The 17,610-nt window shown below is 50.4% G+C and carries 23 protein-coding genes and 1 pseudogene; 7 read left to right on the forward strand and 17 right to left on the reverse strand.

Annotation, left to right across the window (positions count from 1 at the left end):
• Positions 1-150 (forward strand): hypothetical protein, encoded by a 150-nt coding sequence (locus tag L6J37_RS11530; RefSeq protein WP_237795179.1) that lies wholly within the window; start codon positions 1-3, stop codon positions 148-150.
• Positions 151-192: 42 nt separating this feature from the next.
• Here the strand turns inward: L6J37_RS11530 and L6J37_RS11535 are convergent, their stop codons facing one another.
• The 3 genes from L6J37_RS11535 to L6J37_RS11545 all read right to left on the reverse strand — a co-directional run bounded on the left by L6J37_RS11535 (position 193) and on the right by L6J37_RS11545 (position 1,817).
• On the reverse strand, positions 193-432 hold the full coding sequence (locus L6J37_RS11535; protein WP_237795180.1) for a co-chaperone GroES: 240 nt from the start codon (positions 430-432) through the stop codon (positions 193-195).
• Complete coding sequence (locus tag L6J37_RS11540; RefSeq protein WP_237795181.1) at positions 429-647, reverse strand: tyrosine-type recombinase/integrase; 219 nt, start codon at positions 645-647, stop codon at positions 429-431. The genes L6J37_RS11535 and L6J37_RS11540 overlap by 4 nt, the downstream gene beginning before the upstream one ends.
• 210 nt (positions 648-857) lie before the next feature.
• Entirely contained in the window at positions 858-1,817 is a 960-nt protein-coding gene (locus tag L6J37_RS11545) for a hypothetical protein (protein ID WP_218387329.1), read from the reverse strand.
• 393 nt (positions 1,818-2,210) lie between these two features.
• Here L6J37_RS11545 and L6J37_RS11550 point away from each other — a divergent pair, with 393 nt between their 5' ends.
• On the forward strand, positions 2,211-3,368 hold the full coding sequence (locus L6J37_RS11550) for a glycosyltransferase (RefSeq protein ID WP_237795182.1): 1,158 nt from the start codon (positions 2,211-2,213) through the stop codon (positions 3,366-3,368).
• A gap of 18 nt (positions 3,369-3,386) precedes the next feature.
• Complete coding sequence (locus L6J37_RS11555) at positions 3,387-4,055, forward strand: SDR family NAD(P)-dependent oxidoreductase (RefSeq protein WP_237795184.1); 669 nt, start codon at positions 3,387-3,389, stop codon at positions 4,053-4,055.
• A gap of 114 nt (positions 4,056-4,169) precedes the next feature.
• Here L6J37_RS11555 and L6J37_RS11560 read toward each other — a convergent pair whose 3' ends face one another.
• Complete coding sequence (locus L6J37_RS11560) at positions 4,170-4,346, reverse strand: hypothetical protein (RefSeq protein WP_192016728.1); 177 nt, start codon at positions 4,344-4,346, stop codon at positions 4,170-4,172.
• A gap of 97 nt (positions 4,347-4,443) precedes the next feature.
• On the opposite strand from L6J37_RS11560, the gene L6J37_RS11565 reads away from it, so the two are divergent.
• A complete protein-coding gene (locus L6J37_RS11565; protein WP_237795185.1) occupies positions 4,444-6,141 on the forward strand; it encodes a BCCT family transporter in 1,698 nt (565 codons plus the stop codon).
• A 67-nt stretch (positions 6,142-6,208) separates the two neighbouring features.
• A complete protein-coding gene (locus tag L6J37_RS11570) occupies positions 6,209-6,580 on the forward strand; it encodes a hypothetical protein (RefSeq protein WP_237795187.1) in 372 nt (123 codons plus the stop codon).
• A gap of 37 nt (positions 6,581-6,617) precedes the next feature.
• On the opposite strand, the gene L6J37_RS11575 is transcribed toward L6J37_RS11570, so the two are convergent.
• The 4 genes from L6J37_RS11575 to kynA form a co-directional block, all read right to left on the reverse strand.
• Complete coding sequence (locus L6J37_RS11575; protein WP_237795189.1) at positions 6,618-7,232, reverse strand: MliC family protein; 615 nt, start codon at positions 7,230-7,232, stop codon at positions 6,618-6,620.
• A gap of 260 nt (positions 7,233-7,492) precedes the next feature.
• Entirely contained in the window at positions 7,493-8,734 is a 1,242-nt protein-coding gene (kynU, locus tag L6J37_RS11580) for a kynureninase (protein WP_237795190.1), read from the reverse strand.
• A 28-nt stretch (positions 8,735-8,762) separates the two neighbouring features.
• Positions 8,763-9,392, reverse strand: coding sequence for an arylformamidase (gene kynB, locus L6J37_RS11585; RefSeq protein ID WP_192016733.1), 630 nt, complete (start codon positions 9,390-9,392; stop codon positions 8,763-8,765).
• Positions 9,385-10,263, reverse strand: coding sequence for a tryptophan 2,3-dioxygenase (kynA, locus tag L6J37_RS11590; protein WP_192016734.1), 879 nt, complete (start codon positions 10,261-10,263; stop codon positions 9,385-9,387). Before kynA ends, kynB begins: the two co-directional genes overlap by 8 nt.
• 149 nt (positions 10,264-10,412) lie before the next feature.
• Here kynA and L6J37_RS11595 point away from each other — a divergent pair, with 149 nt between their 5' ends.
• Positions 10,413-11,285 (forward strand): LysR family transcriptional regulator, encoded by an 873-nt coding sequence (locus L6J37_RS11595; RefSeq protein ID WP_192016735.1) that lies wholly within the window; start codon positions 10,413-10,415, stop codon positions 11,283-11,285.
• Here L6J37_RS11595 and L6J37_RS11600 read toward each other — a convergent pair.
• From L6J37_RS11600 to L6J37_RS11635, 8 genes are all read right to left on the reverse strand, one after another.
• Positions 11,248-11,736: a GNAT family N-acetyltransferase gene (locus L6J37_RS11600; RefSeq protein WP_218387317.1), complete on the reverse strand. Its 489-nt coding sequence runs from the start codon at positions 11,734-11,736 to the stop codon at positions 11,248-11,250. The two genes, L6J37_RS11595 and L6J37_RS11600, sit on opposite strands and share 38 nt — an antisense overlap.
• Before the next feature lie 64 nt (positions 11,737-11,800).
• Positions 11,801-12,217 (reverse strand): NUDIX hydrolase, encoded by a 417-nt coding sequence (locus tag L6J37_RS11605; protein ID WP_192016736.1) that lies wholly within the window; start codon positions 12,215-12,217, stop codon positions 11,801-11,803.
• Positions 12,217-12,645: a VOC family protein gene (locus L6J37_RS11610; protein ID WP_218387316.1), complete on the reverse strand. Its 429-nt coding sequence runs from the start codon at positions 12,643-12,645 to the stop codon at positions 12,217-12,219. The genes L6J37_RS11605 and L6J37_RS11610 overlap by 1 nt, the downstream gene beginning before the upstream one ends.
• Positions 12,642-13,145 (reverse strand): AAA family ATPase, encoded by a 504-nt coding sequence (locus tag L6J37_RS11615; RefSeq protein WP_192016738.1) that lies wholly within the window; start codon positions 13,143-13,145, stop codon positions 12,642-12,644. The genes L6J37_RS11610 and L6J37_RS11615 overlap by 4 nt, the downstream gene beginning before the upstream one ends.
• Positions 13,146-13,181: 36 nt before the next feature.
• Positions 13,182-13,931 carry a PhzF family phenazine biosynthesis protein gene (locus tag L6J37_RS11620; protein ID WP_237795192.1) on the reverse strand — a complete coding sequence of 250 codons (750 nt, stop codon included), beginning with the start codon at positions 13,929-13,931 and terminating at the stop codon, positions 13,182-13,184.
• A 3-nt stretch (positions 13,932-13,934) separates the two neighbouring features.
• Complete coding sequence (locus L6J37_RS11625; RefSeq protein ID WP_237795194.1) at positions 13,935-14,534, reverse strand: DJ-1/PfpI family protein; 600 nt, start codon at positions 14,532-14,534, stop codon at positions 13,935-13,937.
• Between the two features lie 95 nt (positions 14,535-14,629).
• Positions 14,630-15,697: an endonuclease/exonuclease/phosphatase family protein gene (locus L6J37_RS11630; protein ID WP_237795195.1), complete on the reverse strand. Its 1,068-nt coding sequence runs from the start codon at positions 15,695-15,697 to the stop codon at positions 14,630-14,632.
• Between the two features lie 133 nt (positions 15,698-15,830).
• On the reverse strand, positions 15,831-16,415 hold the full coding sequence (locus L6J37_RS11635) for a DUF6151 family protein (RefSeq protein ID WP_237795196.1): 585 nt from the start codon (positions 16,413-16,415) through the stop codon (positions 15,831-15,833).
• A 428-nt stretch (positions 16,416-16,843) separates the two neighbouring features.
• Here L6J37_RS11635 and L6J37_RS21340 point away from each other — a divergent pair, with 428 nt between their 5' ends.
• Entirely contained in the window at positions 16,844-17,254 is a 411-nt protein-coding gene (locus L6J37_RS21340) for a sugar O-acetyltransferase (RefSeq protein WP_330872793.1), read from the forward strand.
• A gap of 48 nt (positions 17,255-17,302) precedes the next feature.
• Here the strand turns inward: L6J37_RS21340 and L6J37_RS11645 are convergent.
• Positions 17,303-17,610, reverse strand: a pseudogene (locus L6J37_RS11645) (imm11 family protein); the annotation flags it as partial.

The following is a 17,610-nucleotide window of genomic DNA, read 5'->3' on the forward strand; positions in this document are numbered from 1 at the left end:
ATGACTAAGAAGCTGCAATTTGAAAGTGTAGAGTTGCAAGAGTGGCGCAAAGTGTTTAACCCTAAGAAGTTGAACCAAGAGTCGAAAGATTCAAAGATAAAAACACAGAGAAAGCCTCAGCAGGAAAGAGAAGCAGCCTTCTCCATTTGATTTCAAAAAGCCGCTTAAACGCGGCTTTTTAATTTAACTTAATTACACCAAACACATATCGAAACGGATAAGATTTAACCGTTTATTTCCTACTCTGACTTCAAAGGCTCCATAAGGGTTAAATCGAATGAGATCTCCACATTCAACCCCTTTAGCCAACGGCCCAATTGCCTTCACTCTCCCTTGATTAGAAGGTGGACTTGGTATGACAAACCCCTTGTCTTCAAATCGAAAAGGCTCTGGTTCAACCAACCCCCAATCATGCAACGGTCGTAACTTCATACTTTTCTCCCCTTCTGCATCTCACGCAGCAACTTTGACACTGGCGTATTGATTTTGCCCAGTGCTTTGCCCTTATCGAGTACTGTTGTCATCTTGCGCATGGCAATGTGTGTGTAAATAGCTGAAGTCTTTGGATCTGAATGTCCCATCAGAGATTGTATTTGTAGTGTCGATGCATCTGATTCTGCCAGTTCAGTACCGAACAGATGACGCAAGGCATGCGTGTGTGCCTAGCCTTCAGGAACACCAGCACCTATGACTTAGCGTTTAATCATTCTGTCGACGGTCCGGGATGATAACCGCCGGAGTTCGCCACGGTGTTCCCATTCTGGAATATAACGATTTCGCATGTTCACGAACAGCACCTGATCTTACAGAGAAGCCCGTTCGAAAGAACGGGCTTTTTGTTTGCCTGCAGATTAGTTTTACGCGTTGTTCCAGTTCACTGTAAAAGTGAAATCCCACAGATCATTTGAAGGTAATATGCCGGGATAGGCTGCATAAAACGTATTGTTTAATGCTGCTAAGGCAGGGCCGCACTGAGATCCCGCTCCATTGGCTTCTGTAAAATCAATCTGATTGGTACTCCAGGATGTGCCATTAAAAGCACAACCATATAGCTGTGCGGTGTGGGCACCGTGGTAGAGCGCGAATAAAGTATCACTGGTTGCCGCCAGCGACACACCGTCATAGCCTTCTGCCCCGTTTGCATCTTCCAGGTTGGTTTGCGGCCCCCACTCTAGCCCGTCAGAAGAAGAGCACACGTAAATGGCCGAACCATTAATTGCCGTTCCGCCCGCCCCTTCCCAGCCTAAAAACAGTTTCCCGTTGAAAGGCGCTAACGATGGGCCGGCTGTTGTTGTGGTTGCCGCGCCATTCTGGTCGCTGACATTCACCTGTGAATCCCAGTCGGTACCGTTTGCCGATGAACAAACATAAAGGCTATTCGATAAATCCTCTCCCCGGTATGCCAAATAAAGCCGACCGTTAAATGCGGCAAGTGCTGGCTGGGAATCGGTTTCAGCATCATTCTGTGAGGTGATTTTTGTTTGATCACCAAAATTGACGCCATCTGCACTTGAGCAGATATAAATGCTATCGGAACCTGAGCCCTGATAGGCCAGATACAGTCTGCCATTGAATGCCGCCAGCGCAGGGCTATTCTGGGTTTTCGCGCCATTATCATCGGTAATATCCGTTTGCTGAGACCAGCTAACCCCGTCGGCAGTGGAGCATATATACAGGCTTTTAGAGCTCCCCCAGCCACGATAAGCCATGTATACCCTGCCGTTGAATGCCGCCAGAGCGACTTGACTGCTGGACTCAGCATCATTCTTAAGCGTGATTTCTGTTTGATTCGATGTGTTTACACTAATGGTAGCCATGCGTATTTTTCTCCTGAACTGAGATAATTGTGGCAGAGCGATGCCACTGCCTGCCCTTGTTCCATAACGCTTATTCCGTAGCCCTTGATCCATACATTGTCAAACAGCTTTAACCACTAAGCAGACACCCTGAGCCTGGAAAAACTCTTTCCAGCTTAGACCAGAAAAACACACCAGCAGGACAAGAAATGCAGACATGTGGTTAATGTCATCCTTCATTGATAAATTTCACATTGATTTCAATCTCAGTTGCCATTCCCAACTTGGTTTGCAGAATGCGAATGTCACCCGATTCGCAGTCTGCCCCAGACACTAACAGGCGCCTCCAGCCGCATTATTACTGGTATAACTCTTGCTTCATCCTATACAGGCAGGTGTTGTAAGGCGGTCGCTATGAATGCTGTTATTCAGGTTGTAAAGCACTTAACACCGGGAATGGTGGGCATTACTGCAGTGAACATTCAGCAATTCTCTGCCTTGCGGCAAAGACGCTTTATCGTCTGTCTGGAAGGGACGATGAGTGAATCACTTGAAAGGTGGCCTTACCTGAAAAATGTCATCGATAAACTGATCTTCCTTGATGCAGAATCTGAAACGGCTGCAAACGTTATCCGCACTCTGGTAAAACTGTTTCGTGCATACAACGCAGGTGTTGTGCATACCCATCAAAGCACTGCTTTATATCAAGCAGGTATTGCAGCCAGGCTGGCCGGCGTCAAAACCTTAATACACAGCGAGCACGACAACTGGCTGGAAGAAGAACCTAAACACCCGCGCTTGCTGAAAATGGCTCTGAGTTGTATGCAACCTGTGGTGGTTACCAGCGGCGGCAGAATGAATGACAGGTTACAAACATCTCTTAGCGGCCGGGATATCACCACGATTCCGCACGGTGTTGATACTCAGCGATTCCAGCCTGGCAATCAGGGCCTAGCCCGGCTCAGGCTGGGCTTACCCACAGGGGCGAAAATCATAGGCACAGCAGGCAGACTGATCCCGGAAAAGCGGCATCATTTATTGATACATGCCCTGAGTCATTTACCGGAGAATGTGCATCTGACCCTGGCAGGGGAAGGTGGTCTGGCGCGATCGCTGCATATGCTGGCAATAAAGCTATCGCTGAGCCACCGTGTTCATTTCATGGGCCATGTCGAAAACATGTCGGAATTTTATCAGGCGCTGGATCTGTTCTGTATTACCTCTGAAGAGGAGGACTATTCTGTTTCTCCCCTTGAAGCACAATCCTGTGGAATACCTGCGGCACTGACCGATATGGGAGCCTGCAGCGATGTCCTTTGTCCGTTAAATGGTATCCCGCTCAATACTGACGATGAACGGACGCTTATTTACCAAATCCATACTGCGCTGCTTAAGAAACCAGGCATCAGCCCTCGCCGCTATATTTTGCAACACCACGATGTTCGCACCATGGCCGAGGCTTACGATGCGCTGTGTTATCAGGAAAACCCACCTTATATTGATAACCATCAGCATGCTACCAACCCTGCCCGTCAACCAAAATATCGCTATACTTTGCCGAATAAACCCTGATAAAAGCAGAGGATAACAATGATTCTGATCACAGGAGCCAGCAGTGGACTGGGTGCAGCTCTGGCTGCCTCTTATGCTGCCGATGGCCACACGCTGACACTGACAGGCCGAAACGACGAGCGCTTACATAACATCGCCCGTCAATGTCAGCCTGCCAATATCTGCACCCTTACTGCCGATCTTTCAGATGCCAGCTCGGTGTCATCTCTGTTCGATAAACTGCCATCAGCACCTGAGACCATTATTTTCTGTGCGGGCAGTGGCTATTTCGGCTCGCTGGAGAAACAAGAGCCCGACGCCATAGCGCAGTTGATCAGCAATAACCTGCTGTCTGCAACCTATTTCCTGCGGGAAGCGATTAAACGCTACCGTAATACTCCCCTGACCTGCGCTATTGTTATGTCGACAGCGGCTGAGGTGGCGAAAGCCGGCGAGTCAACCTATTGCGCTGCCAAATGGGGAGTAAAGGGATTGGTGGAATCAGCCCGGCTGGAACTGGCAGGCAAACCAATGAAACTGGTTGGGGTGTACCCTGGCGGCATGGCAACCGAATTCTGGGCCAGCAGTGGTAAAGAGATGGATATCAGCAGTTTCATGACACCTGAAGAAACCGCCGCCATGTTAAAAAAAGCGCTGCAACATGCTGAACACGGTTATGTTTCTGATATTACTATCAATCGTTATTGATCCAACCAGCACTCTTTATCCGCACTCTCTTTCGCAGGCTGACCAGACTGGCGGCTTGCGATAGATTCCGGCCGCTTTTTCCGGCATGTAAGTAAACGGTTATACCCGCGTTGTTTAAAAGGCTGAAATATTGAATAAGGTCTCAACCGCCCGCTGCACTGAAGCGACCAGTTCCGAGTTGACATAATCCACCAGCAACAGCCAAACACAGCCGGCGGGAATCGCCTTTGAATCAACGCTGTTTGACAGCTCGACTATAATAAGCTCGTAATCGGCACTATGGATCGGCATTGGTTTTCCGGACGTCATGTTCTAAGAATTAACAATACGACTCATATACCACCCAATTCACGGACGAATCACACACCCTTTTTGTGCGGAGGCCGCGATGTCGTCCACCAAATTCAATGACATCATAGATAAACCTACCTTTTTCGGTTCCCTCTTCCTGCTATTTGCTGTGACCTTGCCTTTAGTCTTCTTTCCCGAAGCGGGAGCAGCCTGGGTGCTGAGCGCCAAAGATTTTGTGACCGATCAGCTTGGCGTGCTCTACCTGATTCTCGGCCTTGGTGCGTTTCTTTTTATGGTGTACATCACCTTCAGTGATATCGGCCAGATCAAACTGGGCACCCCTGAGGAAAACCCGGAATTTTCCACTTTTTCCTGGGCTGCGATGCTGTTTTGCTCTGGTATTGGCGCGTCGATTCTTTACTGGTCAATGATTGAATGGGCTTACTATTATCAGACCCCGCCTTTCGACATTCCCGGCGGTACGCACGAAGCCGCCAAATGGGCAGTCACCTACGGCATTTTCCACTGGGGGCCGCTGGCCTGGTCTATTTATCTGATTCCTGCGCTGCCGATTGCCTATTTCTACTATGTTCGTAACCACAGCGTCCTGAAAATCAGTGAAGCCTTAATGCCGGTACTGGGTGAAGAGCGGGCACGCGGATGGCTGGGTAAGCTCATCGATGTGTTCTTCATCTTCGGTATGCTGGGAGGCGGGGCAACCACTCTCGGCCTTGCCGCTCCTTTGATTAACCAGGGCGCCCATGAACTTCTCGGTGTGCCCAATAACCTCTATACCCGCATTGGCGTGTTAATTGTCTGTACTGCCATTTTCGGTTACAGCGCTTATGCCGGTCTGAAAAAAGGCATACAGTTACTGTCTAATATCAACATGTGGCTGGCCGTCGGCATCTTACTGTTCATTTTTATTACCGGGCCGACCCTCTTCATGCTGAACACCGGGCTGGATTCACTGGGCCGAATGATCAACAACCTGTTCGAAATGGCAACCTGGACAGAGCCATTTGCCCAGTTCCGACAATTTCCCGACACCCATTTCCCTCAGGACTGGACCATATTCTATTGGGCATGGTGGCTGGTTTTCGCGCCCAGCGTGGGACTGTTTATCGCCCGTATTTCCAAGGGACGAACCATAAAAGCCATGGTTGTCGGCTCGATTTTTTTCGGCACCCTGGGCTGTTTCCTGTTTTTCATGATCATGGGTAATTATGGCATTTATCTGCAACTTTCCGGGCAGTTAGATGTTATTTCCATACTGAACAATCAGGGGGCCACTGCCGCTATTTTTGCCATGCTGCACACTCTGGCCCTCAGTAAACTGGTGATTCTCGCCTTTACAATCCTGGCGGTGATCTTCACCGCCACCACCTTTGATTCTATTTCCTATATTCTGGCCGCTGTCGTGCAGAAAGAGATAGATGAAGAGCCGGCACGTTGGAATCGTCTGTTCTGGGCATTTGCACTGTCTGTCATGCCCATTACCCTGATGTTCATCGGGGGATTGGATACCCTGCAAACAGCCAGTGTGATCGGGGGCGTCCCTTTGCTTCTCGTCGCATTGCTGCTGTGTATTTCCATTATTCGTGCGGCGCACTTTGATCTTCGCTATCAACCTGATTATGAGGACAAAGAGATTTATATCGAAGAATTGCCAGATGACGACCCATGGACTGAAGAGGGTTCCTGGGATCAGGAAGGGCCGGAAGAGCACGGTGTATCACATGATGATAAGCCTCATATCGAGGGGGATCCGGACAGCCACCCGTCAAGGCTGTAAACCTTGTCTCTGGGCCGGAAAGGCCACAGACCCTTGCTGACTTTTCTCCCATGACAGGAGAGCGGATATGAGATTGCTTATTGGCCTGATAGGCGTAGCTGTTGCGTTTTTAGGCTTGGTTATTGCCGCTGAGCCCAGACTTATTCTGGACTTTATCGACAGGCACAAAAAACAGCTCTGGCTGCATTTTGTGGCGGTTGCCGTGCGATTACTGATTGGCTACCTGTTAATTGAATATGCAGATAATACCGATATTCCCTTTGTGGTTGCCGCCATCGGCTGGATATCCATTATTGCGGCGATTTTTCTGTTAATTCTTGGCAGGGGAAACTTTAAAAAGCTCATCAGCTGGGCCGTTGATCTGAACGACATCCAGGGACGGTTCGCAGGTATATTTGCAGCGCTGTTCGGCGCTTTTATGGTGTACATCATTTTGTAAGCGTTAGTCCTATCTTGTGGCTTCATGCTATATCAGACTATTGTTGCAGCTTGCACTGTAGCTCTGGCGCACCGTATCCCCAGGTGACTATTGCTTCGCCCTGATGCTCCCACAGGCTTTCATTGCGGCCGGCATATTTGGTGCCACTGGCGCTTTCCTGCTGATACATCAGCGAGACACTGTCACCGCGTTCGGCAATCAGCGTTGGCGGGTCAGTAGGAAAGTAAGTCACAATCACTTCACTTCCCGGCTGATCCGTACACAGGTAAGTGACGGTTGCTGTTGCCTGAATCAAGCCATACCTGGCCTGCAACTCAGCAATACGCCGCTGATATTCAGACTCAACACATGACTTTTTATCATCGGCTTTCCAGCACTCGTTGCGACCTTTCACCCAGCCTCTTTGCTCTGCTTTCAAGGTGGGGGGATGCTCATTTGTGGCTTTGGCAACCGCCCGTTTGTAGACTTCAGACAGCTGGTTATCTAACGCAGCTAATTCTTCGTCCTGACAAATCATCGCCTCAATGCTGCCATCTGCCACTCCGGTGCAATCAAACGATGGTTCCGCTGCTTTTACCTGGTGATACACCAGCACAGCAGCAGCACCAAGGCTGAAAACTACCCAGCCAACTCTGAATTTTCTGATTTTCATCCGGACTCCTGAACGGATCAGCCTTCTCCCCATCAACTATAGGCAATCAGAGGCTGTCCGTCAGGTATAACGGGAAGAAGCAAGAAAGCCGGGGCATACACAGATCCCGGCTTTGTCTCTACCTTACAGGTAAGGTTGTCCTGCCGGCTTACCCTCTCCGGCAAGACAGGTTCAGTGCTTCTGTGTACGGGTTTGATGCTACTGGTTTTGGTGTTATAGCTTAGAATGTATTGACCTGACAGATTCTGCAACTCTGCACATCAGGTTACTGCGGTGAGCTTTTTGAATGCCGCCTGATCCCAGTGATCGTTCGCCATAATATCGACCAGCGCATCCACACAATCCCAGAGATCGACGTAACGAACGTACAGCGGTGTGAAGCCGAAGCGAAGAATATCCGGTGCACGGAAATCGCCTATGATGTTACGTGCAATCAAAGCCTGCATGATGGCAAAGCCCTGCTCATGGGTCAGAGAAACCTGACTGCCCCGCACCGCCGGATCTTTTGACGATGCCAGCCCGAAGCCGTACTGACTGCAGCGCTGTTCAATCAGCTCAATAAACAACTGCCCCATGCGAAGGGATTTTTCTCGGATCTGGTGCATGTCAGCCGAGGCCATGATATCCACCCCCACTTCCAGCAGGCTGGCACCGACGACTGACGTTGTGCCACACAAAGTGCGCGCAATACCCGGTGCCGCTTCATAGTCATCCCGCATCGCAAAAGGATTCGCATGACCAAACCAGCCGCTCAGTGGTTGCTGCAACTGTGCCTGATGGCGCTTGGCAACAAACAGAAAACCCGGTGCGCCCGGACCACCATTGAGATATTTGTACCCGCAACCAATGGCAAAGTCGGCGCCCACCTGATTTAACTGCACAGGCACTGCACCTGTGCTGTGGCTGAGATCCCAGATCACCAAGGCGCCTTTTTCGTGAGCACGGGCTGTAATGGCCGCCATATCAAACATGGCACCACTCTTGTAATGCACATGGGTCAGCACCACGACAGCCGTGTATTCATCGATGGCATCCAGAATGTTATCGCGATGCTCAGTCACCAGACGCACTTTGCCGTCCAGAAACTGTTCCAGTCCTTGCAAGATATAAAGATCCGTCGGGAAGTTACCCGGTTCAGACAATATATTTTGACGTCCTGCGTTCAGTTTTACCGCTGCCGCTGCCATCTTGAACAGGTTGACAGAGGTTGAATCTGCCACAATCACTTCGCCGTCGTCAGCCCCGATCAGACCGGCTATTTTATCTCCCACCCGGTGCGGTATGCGGATCCAATCGTGGGTGTTCCAGCTGCGGATCAACCCCTGGCCCCACTGCTCTTCCACCACTTGCCGTGCTTTTTCTTTTGCCGCCTTCGGCAACACGCCCAGGGAATTGCCGTTGAGATAGATATGCCCGGCGGGTAAATCAAACTGATCTCGATACGCTGCCAGGGGATCATCGCGATCCAGTGTTTCAAAATAGGCTCTGTTCAGTGTTTGCATGTTCAATTACTCCTGACTTATCCAATGGCTAGGCAACACTGCGCAACAGTGCCCGAACGGGGGAAGCATCCAGTGAGTCGAGTTTTAACGGCGGGGCGATCAGCTCATACGCTCCGGCAGGCACGTCATCCAATACCAGGCCTTCTAAAATCGCCATGCGATGACGCTTAATAGCTTGATGCGCACTCATGGTTTTCGAGCTCTGGGGATCCAGTGACGGGCTGTCGATGCCAATCAGACAGGCGCCACGCTCTGCAAGTAAGTCGATGGTCTCTGAGGCTACCGCCGTAAAATCAGACTGCCACTCATGGTGCGGAAACTGCAGATAGGTTTTGAAAATCACCCGCTCAACCTGATCCGGCAGCTGATCAATAATGTCCTGCGGTTTTACCCAGCCAACTGCCTGGGTAGCATCAATCACCACACACGGACCAATGTAATATTCCAGGCTGACCGCTTCCATGCTTTTACCCTGTGCATCGTAATGCACAGGCGCATCGGCATGAGTACCTGAGTGGCACGACAGGGAAAACTGACCAACGTTGACCGGGCATTGCTCGCTCATTTCCCAGTGGAAATACGAAGAGAATGCCGTGTCTCCCGGCCAGACCGGTAACCCCTGTCGCAGCGTTTGCGAAATATCCCAGATTTTAGTCATGCTTCGGCCCTTCAATAGAGGTACGCACCGACCACAATTCCGGGAAAAATTGCAGCTCCAGTGCTTTGTTGAGGTATTTCACCCCCGAAGTGCCACCCGTGCCGCGACGATAGCCAATGATGCGCTCAACCGTTTTCATGTGGCTGAAACGCCATTTCTGGAAATTGAATTCCATGTCGACCAGCTTTTCGGCCAGCTCATAGAGATCCCAGTATTCGTTGCTGTTGTTGTAGATTTCCGCCCAGATGCGTTCAATGTCTTCGCTGGCCTGATACGGCTGGGAGAAGTCCCGGTTGAGGTGAGACTCAGGCACATCAAATCCGCGGGCTTTCAGCAACTGCAGCGTGATGTCATAAATGCTTGGCGCATGGAGAACGGACTTCAGGTGATCGTAATATTTCGGGTGTGCGCGGTGCGCCTGAATCATGGCCTCATTTTTATTACCCAGCAGAAATTCCAGTTCGCGGTACTGATAAGACTGAAAACCAGAACTCTGGCCCAGTTCATCGCGGAAGCTGGCATAATCGGCTGGCGTCATGGTTGCCAGCACTTCCCAGGCGTTCAGCATCTGAGACTGAATGCGTGCCATGCGGCTCATCATTTTAAATGCCGGGCGCAGTTTGTCCTTGCGAATATTCTCCACCGCTCCATAGGCTTCATGCAGACAAAGCTTCATCCATAGTTCAGACACCTGATGAATGACCACAAATAGCATTTCGTCGTGCTGCTGGGTAACCGGGTGCTGGCAGGAGAGTAATGGTCCCAGGGCGAGATACTGCCCGTAGCTCATGTCCTGATCCCAATGCACTTTTTCATTGTCCAGGTCCACTTTCAGCGTGGGTGCAGTCTGATTTTTATCCATTTTATTCATCCACTATTTCCTTGCCTGTCAGAGGCTATTGACCATTCATTTATTAGTTTACGAGACGGCTTTTTAACTGTAAATTTCATAAAATATTCAAAAACCATTAACTTTATTCATACATTATGGCCACAAAAATCAGTACAAGACACTTGCAAATGATAATGGCTGTGGCAAAGGCAGGTAGTGTGTCTGAAGCAGCCAGTCAGATTGGGCTGACGCAATCTGCGCTCAGTCATCGCATTCGCGAAGCAGAACGATTGTTAAATACCGAGCTGTTTTACCGCCAGCATAAAAAGCTCATACCGACCAGCGCAGGGAAACGGCTGCTGTTATCTGCCACTGTGGTACTCAGTGAGCTGGAAAGGGCTGAAAACGACATCGACAAACTGTCGGTGGGGATAGAGCACGTCATTCGGGTAGGTAATGAAGCCTACGGCGGTTACCATTGGCTGCCGCCCTTTATTAAGCTGTTTAATGAGGACTTCCCCAGCTATTCGGTCGAAATCATTCCCGATGTCTCTCTCGACCCGTTTACGGCGTTACGCAACGGTACGATAGACATTTCTATTGTCTCTGGCACGGTGACTCAGACTGGCTTCCGGGTGCTGAAACTGTTTCGGGATGAAATGATCGCTGTGATGCATAAAGACCACCCGAATGCCGGTAAAGCCTGGCTGACACCGCAGGAAATCGCCGCTGACACTTACATTACTTACCACACCACACCCGGTCCCGGACGTGAATACGAACAACTGTTCAGTCCGAATCACCTGTTGCCGCCGAAAGTCATCCGGGCTGGTGTGACCGAAGCGGTCGTGGAATTTGTCAGAGCAGGTATGGGGATTACGATTATGCCAGGCTGGGTGATAAAGCCGTACCTGAAAAGCGGCGAGCTGCGGACAGCCCGAGTGACAGAGCAAGGACTCTACCTGAACTGGCAAGCCCTGATTCGGAAGGATGAACGCTCAGATTCGCCCATAGTGACTTTTGCTAAAGCACTGAAGCGGACGGATCTGCCGGCGCTGTAACTGTGCTGGTCATTGTCAGTGACATGGGCTGGTATCGCAGGCCAGCAAGCTCTGCCGCCGCCCCCGTTTTCTGAAATCCCTGCGCCTGATAAAAAGAGACTGAATTCAGTGAAGCACGCACGGTGAGCTCAGCATGACGAACCTGTTGAAGTAAAACCTGCAGCAACTGAGTCGCAATGCCTTTTCCCTGCCAATCCGGCAGCACAAATAACATCGCCAGATGTGCCCCTTGTTTGAGTTCTGCCATACCAATAATTTTGCCCTGCTGCTCATACACCAGTATCAGGTTGTCTTCCTGCAGGCGAAGCAAGAGCGCTTCTTTTGAGGCCACTTTAAAGAAAGTATGGATACCGGCCGGCGCGAGTTGCTTTGCCGCACTTGCCAGAAACGCACTTTTCACTAATGCCTCGACCTCTTCAGCATCGTCTGCCGTCATCACTCTGATTGCCATGCGCTTCCCCTTGCTGCCAAAATCCAATCAATGTGTTTACTGTCGCTCTTTCTGCACCGTTCTATCAGCGCCGTTCTTTCAACAAAGGTAAAATCACACGTCTGTACTCCGCCAGCGCAATGTTATCCGCCTCGACGGTAGCAGCGTTCGGTTCATGGAGAGATGTCCAGATCACCGCTTCCGCTTCCTGTGCCGACAGCTCACCCGTCCAGTCTGTCACTACATAATAATGCAGCCGTTGTAACTCTGTGGTGGGATGATACAAGGTACACAGCGGAAAATAGGCAATCGGCGTCACCGTCAGCTCTTCGGCAACCTCACGGATCAGCGCCTGCTCAAGGCTTTCTCCTGCTTCGACATGCCCACCGGGAATGGCCATCAGGCCAGGATCAACCACTTTGCTCAGCTTGCGCTGTTCAAGCAATACCTCTTCACCGCGTATCAGCAAAAATGACACGCAATCATGTACTTCTCTTTGCATTATTCTGCTCTTCCTCTTCTCGCCATGGGATGCTCCGGGTGCAATTGCAGCAAATCCCACAAGTTGCCGTACAAGTCTTCAAACACAGCGACTGTGCCGTAGTCCTGCTCCTGAGGCGGACGCACAAACCGGATGCCGTCGGACACCATACGCTCATAATCTCGCCAGAAATCATCTGTGCTCAGAAACAGAAATACCCTGCCTCCGGCCTGATTGCCAATGAAATTACGCTGCTCAGGGGTGGACGCTCGTGCCAGCAACACAGTGACGCCGTTGGAACCCGGTGGCGAAACCACCACCCAGCGCTTATCCTGTTCGGGTTGATAGCTGTCTTCGATTAAGTCAAATTTAAGCTTATTGACGTAAAAGTCGATCGCTTCATCGTAGTCACCGACAACCAGGGCAATATGCACTATAGCCTGTTTCATATGGAGGTATCCTGCTTATACTGCTGAATAATAAAGCCTTCGCTGCTTTGCGGCGGCTCAAAAAAACGGGTAATCGCATCAAACGCTTCATCCGTGGTAAACGGGCTGCCTGCAGGCAAATCCTGACTGCGAATTTTCAGCTGCGCTTTGCATACCTCGTCTGGTTTGTCGACATAATGCAGGCAGTGCTCAACACCTGTCGCGGCAATCAGGCCGGTAAACCACTGACGCTGCGACACCGTATTGGCCGGGAAATCCAGCACAACCGACATCCCTTTGGCGAGCAAATCCTGAACATGCGGCTGTATGGTTTTCTTTAACCGCTCTGAATACTGGATGTAATCAGCCAGACTGCGAACCTCTTGCGGGTATAAGGTGCTGAGCCACTCATCTTCTACCAGCAACACGGCCTGATGGGTTTTGGCAATCTGTGCCGCTAATGTGGATTTTCCCGCCGCCATTTTACCGCACATAAAATGCAGTGTAGGAATCGCAGTCATTCGCATCTCCTTGTGGTTAGCCTGCTCTTCAGGCATTCAGACCGCTCCGCTCGGTTCATACCGATATACCTTACCGCCAACCCATAGTTGCCCTTCGGTTGCCTCCAGGTGGATCAGATTAGGGTATTCCGGATAGCCCATGTGAACGAAAGCCGGTTGTTCCAAAGGCAAAGGCAGCGCCGCACAGCACACCGCGCAAGCCGGATCCTCCGGAATGTTATACAAGGGGTTAGATGCTCTGGCATGCCAGCCGTCGCCCGTGGACACATACAACACATAGCCACTGAAATTTTTCCCCTGATTCCATGCAGCCAGTGCATCCAGATCAAAACGGACGGCGTTCAGGGCGGAGATGTCTTTCAGTTCGATACACCATTTGGGTTTACCGGCACTGAAAATTCCTGCACTCAGGATTTGACTGGCATCCAGGCCAAACCAGCCAGGTTCAGGCTGACCGGTAAAATCGGGAGTGACTGCCGTCGACAAGGCCATACTAACGCTGACCACATCTCCGGATTTTCGTACGTCGCTGATACCCGCCCCGGTTTCGACACGAAACGCAGCCTGGGCAATATGGCTTGCCGCACCCAGTAGTGCGTGACCGCAAATCGGCGCTTCTTTTGAGTCCGGGTAAAAGAAACGAAACCGGACATCAGCTTGCTCGCTGGGCGAAATCACAACAGTGACAGGAATACCAGAATCCATCGGATTTTCCGGTACTTCAGATATCGCCATCAGATTACCGCCCACATCCTTGCGCTTACCAAATACGTTATAAATATGCATCTTTCAGTCCAGATAGGGTTCAACAACAGACAAACAACGATTTACCGTGTCTTCTTTCTCTCCGACCGGAGCCACATAGTGGATTGCGTTTTTAGCAGCCTCCACACTCGCTAATTTCGCGATGAGCCAGGTTGCAAGATACTGAGATGCCAGACAGCCTCCGGCTGTTGCGACCGACTGGGATGCATGAAAAGGCTGCTCAAGCACCACTAATCCGGCGTCCATCGCCCAGGGCTGAGTCGTCAGGTCGGTACAGACAGATGCGTTATCCAAAATGCCCAGTGCCGGCAACAGCAGCACACCAGAACACTGAGTAGCAATCAGCTGTTTTTGCGGGCTCAGCGTTAAAGTGCTCATTAGTGATTGGTCGGCAACGATCTGTCGGGTCAGCGACCCGCTGCCGATGATGACTGCATCGGCCTGATTGGCGTAGGCCAGAGGTTGGTGGGCGGAGATGGTCAGTCCGTTCATTGAGGTTACTGTCGGCGTGGGACTGGTGATCTGCACCTGCCAGTTCTCGCTTTTGACCCGATTCAGTATTGAGTAAGCAACCAGCGAATCCAGTTCATTGAATCCTTCGAAAGTCAGTATGGCTATTTTCATTGCAGCATCCTTTGCAAAGCGGAGTGATACGCTAGATTAACGAAAGACAGATTACCCTGATTTAACAGCCAGTTGCCAGCCCGAATTCACCCGGTTCATTGTCCTGGACGCGGCACATTTTCATCGCTGACATTCTGCTCCTGAATAATCTCTTCCGCCCACTCCTCATCTTCCGTCTCAGCTTGCAGGCCGTTCTCCTTTTGTGCGGCAGACGGTTCAAGATACAGCTCAGTAAATAAAGCGAAATGATCCGATCCAATAGACGGCAGACGCTGAATCTGGCGAAGTCTGAAATGGTGGCTGTGGAATATATGATCCAAAGGCCAGCGCAGAAACGGATAGTCGGCATGGAAGGTATTAAACATGCCCCGCCCCACGCGCGGGTCCAGTAAGCCGCTGATCTTTCGAAATAACCGTGTGGTCGACGACCAGGCAACATCGTTTAAATCACCGGTCACAATAATCGGCTGTGCGCTGTCAGATACACTGCGTGCCACCAGTATCAACTCGGCATCCCGTTCGGCCGAGGCCGGATTTTCAGTCGGGCTTGGCGGGGCTGGATGCAGAAAATGCATTCTGATTTTTTCGCCACAAGGAAGCACCAGCAACGCATGCATGGAAGGCACATCGTCTTCGATCAAAAACTCAACACTGGTATCCTCTAAAGGAAACCGGGCATAAACATGCATGCCGTAGAGATTATCCAGCGGGCACTTCATGGTATAAGGTAGCTGAGTTTCAAGTGTATCCAACTGAGACTGCCACCAGTCATCCGATTCCAGCGTCACCAGCACATCAGCCTGATACTGATGCACCAATGTGATTAACTTATCCGCCTGATGGTTCGGTGTCAGCACATTGGCTGTGATGATTCGCAGCCGCCTATGGCTGTTTTCACCGTTCGTCGTCTTCACCTCCTGACGCCAGAGCCGCGTATAAGGCAAAATCCACCACAACTGCCAGCCCAGACACACAAAGCACACCACAATAACCAGCCAGTGTACGTGAGCAAAAGCATTAGCAATCAGCAGAAACAAAGCAAACACCGCCAGTTGCAGACGAGGAAAATCCCAGCCACGTACCAGCCAGTGCGGATGCCGCCAAAAGGGAAGCAGCGTGGCAATAACAAGTAACAACGTGAGAAACGTTAGCGCATCAACCATAACATTTGCTCTGAAACCCAACATTCACCATTCGGCCCATGCAGGAAGGTAGTGCTTCCTGCCCTAAGTATTGAGTTTAGAAGGTGTTTTCACACTGGGGATATTTCAGCTAGATCTGCTTCACAATGACTCATCATTCATCCGCTTTTTTACTCACAATCTCTGGCTGGCTCATAGGTTGCGCATGGCGATCAAAAAAGGGATTCGGGCGTCCTTTTCCGGTCAGTTTCCAGCTCAGAATTTTCAGCAATACGCGAATCATCATTGGCCAGACGCGATTATTGCGCAGTATGTCTTCAGGCAATGGCGGGTTAGCATATTGCGGATAGGCATGAGCACGGACCGGGCCAAGGTGCTCTTCGGTTCTGTCTTGTGCTGATATCACTTTTTCGATTAAGCCAACAAAAGGAAAACCAGGCTTGAGGGTGTTTGCTATCGGCGTTTTGCAGCATCCGGCATACCAGCGAAATAAGCCTTCCGGTGTCAACCGTAAACAGCGAATCTGCTCACTGCCATTTGTCCATTGCACACTGGCCGGACTGAGCTGAAAAATCGCCGTGCCCTGATGTGCCGTGAGTATCCGTTCAGGCGAGAGCTGCTCGGCAAATGCCTGACAATCTTTGCAATAGCACACTACGCGGTTGCCGGACGACGGCGCGGGCACCTCTGCTGCCCCATGTAACTCACCGCATTCACACTTTAGCTGAATTGTCGCCATGCACTCTCTCCCTGCTCAATGAGATTTACTGTGTTGTCGCTGACGGGTTTGTCTGCTGGTTAATATAAAGCCAGCGTATTCAATCATACGCACATCTCTATCTTTTAACCTGATTAGTGTGCATTCCACCACATTTCCTCAACTCGACGATTTCAACGTTATCCCGGTCAGACACATTTTGGCTGAGCTCAGTTATAGTGTTACAACCTGTCAGTGAAAGAGACACGTCAATGCCGGATAAGCTAAACGATTTCAGTACCAAACTGTTAATCAATCAGGCGTTAATTGATCATCAAATAGCCTGCAGAGAATCGCTGTACGACTTTAATCACTCGCGCCCCAGTGAGCAGCAAAAACGGTAAGACATCCTGAACAAGATCCTCAAACAATGTCAGGGCACACATATCGAACCGCCCTTTCGCTGCGATATGGGCAGCAATCTCTCGATTGGTAAAAACGGGTTTATTAATTACGGTCTGATTGTGCTGGATATTGCACCCGTCACGATTGGCGACCATGTGCTGATAGGCCCAAACGTTCAGCTTTGTGCGGCCGGCCATCCGGTGCTGTTATCAGAACGGGTACAACCCTATGCCTGTGGCGATCCCATCACGATTGGCAATCATGTGTGGATTGGTGCTGGATCCATTGTGCTGGGAGGGGTTTCGATTGGCGATAACACAGTGATTGGCGCAGGCAGTATCGTAGTGAAAGACATCCCTTCAAATGTGATCGCTGCCGGTAACCCGTGCAAAGTTCTCAGAAGCATCGATCATGGTCAATTACCCACAGAAGAAGACATTCAGGCGTTGTATCATCAATTAGGGTTAAAAGCGTAATTGCCCACCCTTGAACATCATTGCTGACAACGGTTATCGTTTTCTCTATTACAAATCATCATAAAAATCATCGTCGTCGTCTTCAAAGGCAGATCCGATCGACCAGCTATCGACACGGCGAAAGCCTAAACCACTGAGGTCAGCGGCACTGAGAGCTGCAACGACAGATTCATGAAACAAAAAAACAGGTTTTTCTTCCAAGGTGAAAACAAGCCTTTTTTCTAAAGGTACTTGATCAAGGACTTTTTCATCTAAAGACAACTTCAGTAGGGTAAATCGGTCATCAACATAAGTCCCTAATATTTCACTCCGTTTTTTATGAATCGCTTGATGATGATTCCAGATATGCATGTAAT

The organism is Photobacterium sp. WH77 (assembly GCF_022014395.1).
Taxonomy (GTDB): Bacteria; Pseudomonadota; Gammaproteobacteria; order Enterobacterales; family Vibrionaceae; genus Photobacterium; species Photobacterium arenosum.

Excerpts from the sequence above, each read along its gene's own strand:
- L6J37_RS11530 (WP_237795179.1), top strand. The coding sequence starts at position 1 with ATGACTAAGAAGCTGCAATTTGAAAGTGTAGAGTTGCAAGAGTGGCGC.
- L6J37_RS11535 (WP_237795180.1), bottom strand. The coding sequence starts at position 432 with ATGAAGTTACGACCGTTGCATGATTGGGGGTTGGTTGAACCAGAGCCT.
- L6J37_RS11545 (WP_218387329.1), bottom strand. The coding sequence starts at position 1,817 with ATGGCTACCATTAGTGTAAACACATCGAATCAAACAGAAATCACGCTT.
- L6J37_RS11550 (WP_237795182.1), top strand. The coding sequence starts at position 2,211 with ATGAATGCTGTTATTCAGGTTGTAAAGCACTTAACACCGGGAATGGTG.
- L6J37_RS11555 (WP_237795184.1), top strand. The coding sequence starts at position 3,387 with ATGATTCTGATCACAGGAGCCAGCAGTGGACTGGGTGCAGCTCTGGCT.
- L6J37_RS11560 (WP_192016728.1), bottom strand. The coding sequence starts at position 4,346 with ATGCCGATCCATAGTGCCGATTACGAGCTTATTATAGTCGAGCTGTCA.
- L6J37_RS11565 (WP_237795185.1), top strand. The coding sequence starts at position 4,444 with ATGTCGTCCACCAAATTCAATGACATCATAGATAAACCTACCTTTTTC.
- L6J37_RS11570 (WP_237795187.1), top strand. The coding sequence starts at position 6,209 with ATGAGATTGCTTATTGGCCTGATAGGCGTAGCTGTTGCGTTTTTAGGC.
- L6J37_RS11575 (WP_237795189.1), bottom strand. The coding sequence starts at position 7,232 with ATGAAAATCAGAAAATTCAGAGTTGGCTGGGTAGTTTTCAGCCTTGGT.
- kynU (WP_237795190.1), bottom strand. The coding sequence starts at position 8,734 with ATGCAAACACTGAACAGAGCCTATTTTGAAACACTGGATCGCGATGAT.
- kynB (WP_192016733.1), bottom strand. The coding sequence starts at position 9,392 with ATGACTAAAATCTGGGATATTTCGCAAACGCTGCGACAGGGGTTACCG.
- kynA (WP_192016734.1), bottom strand. The coding sequence starts at position 10,263 with ATGAATAAAATGGATAAAAATCAGACTGCACCCACGCTGAAAGTGGAC.
- L6J37_RS11595 (WP_192016735.1), top strand. The coding sequence starts at position 10,413 with ATGATAATGGCTGTGGCAAAGGCAGGTAGTGTGTCTGAAGCAGCCAGT.
- L6J37_RS11600 (WP_218387317.1), bottom strand. The coding sequence starts at position 11,736 with ATGGCAATCAGAGTGATGACGGCAGACGATGCTGAAGAGGTCGAGGCA.
- L6J37_RS11605 (WP_192016736.1), bottom strand. The coding sequence starts at position 12,217 with ATGCAAAGAGAAGTACATGATTGCGTGTCATTTTTGCTGATACGCGGT.
- L6J37_RS11610 (WP_218387316.1), bottom strand. The coding sequence starts at position 12,645 with ATGAAACAGGCTATAGTGCATATTGCCCTGGTTGTCGGTGACTACGAT.
- L6J37_RS11615 (WP_192016738.1), bottom strand. The coding sequence starts at position 13,145 with ATGACTGCGATTCCTACACTGCATTTTATGTGCGGTAAAATGGCGGCG.
- L6J37_RS11620 (WP_237795192.1), bottom strand. The coding sequence starts at position 13,931 with ATGCATATTTATAACGTATTTGGTAAGCGCAAGGATGTGGGCGGTAAT.
- L6J37_RS11625 (WP_237795194.1), bottom strand. The coding sequence starts at position 14,534 with ATGAAAATAGCCATACTGACTTTCGAAGGATTCAATGAACTGGATTCG.
- L6J37_RS11630 (WP_237795195.1), bottom strand. The coding sequence starts at position 15,697 with ATGGTTGATGCGCTAACGTTTCTCACGTTGTTACTTGTTATTGCCACG.
- L6J37_RS11635 (WP_237795196.1), bottom strand. The coding sequence starts at position 16,415 with ATGGCGACAATTCAGCTAAAGTGTGAATGCGGTGAGTTACATGGGGCA.
- L6J37_RS21340 (WP_330872793.1), top strand. The coding sequence starts at position 16,844 with ATGGGCAGCAATCTCTCGATTGGTAAAAACGGGTTTATTAATTACGGT.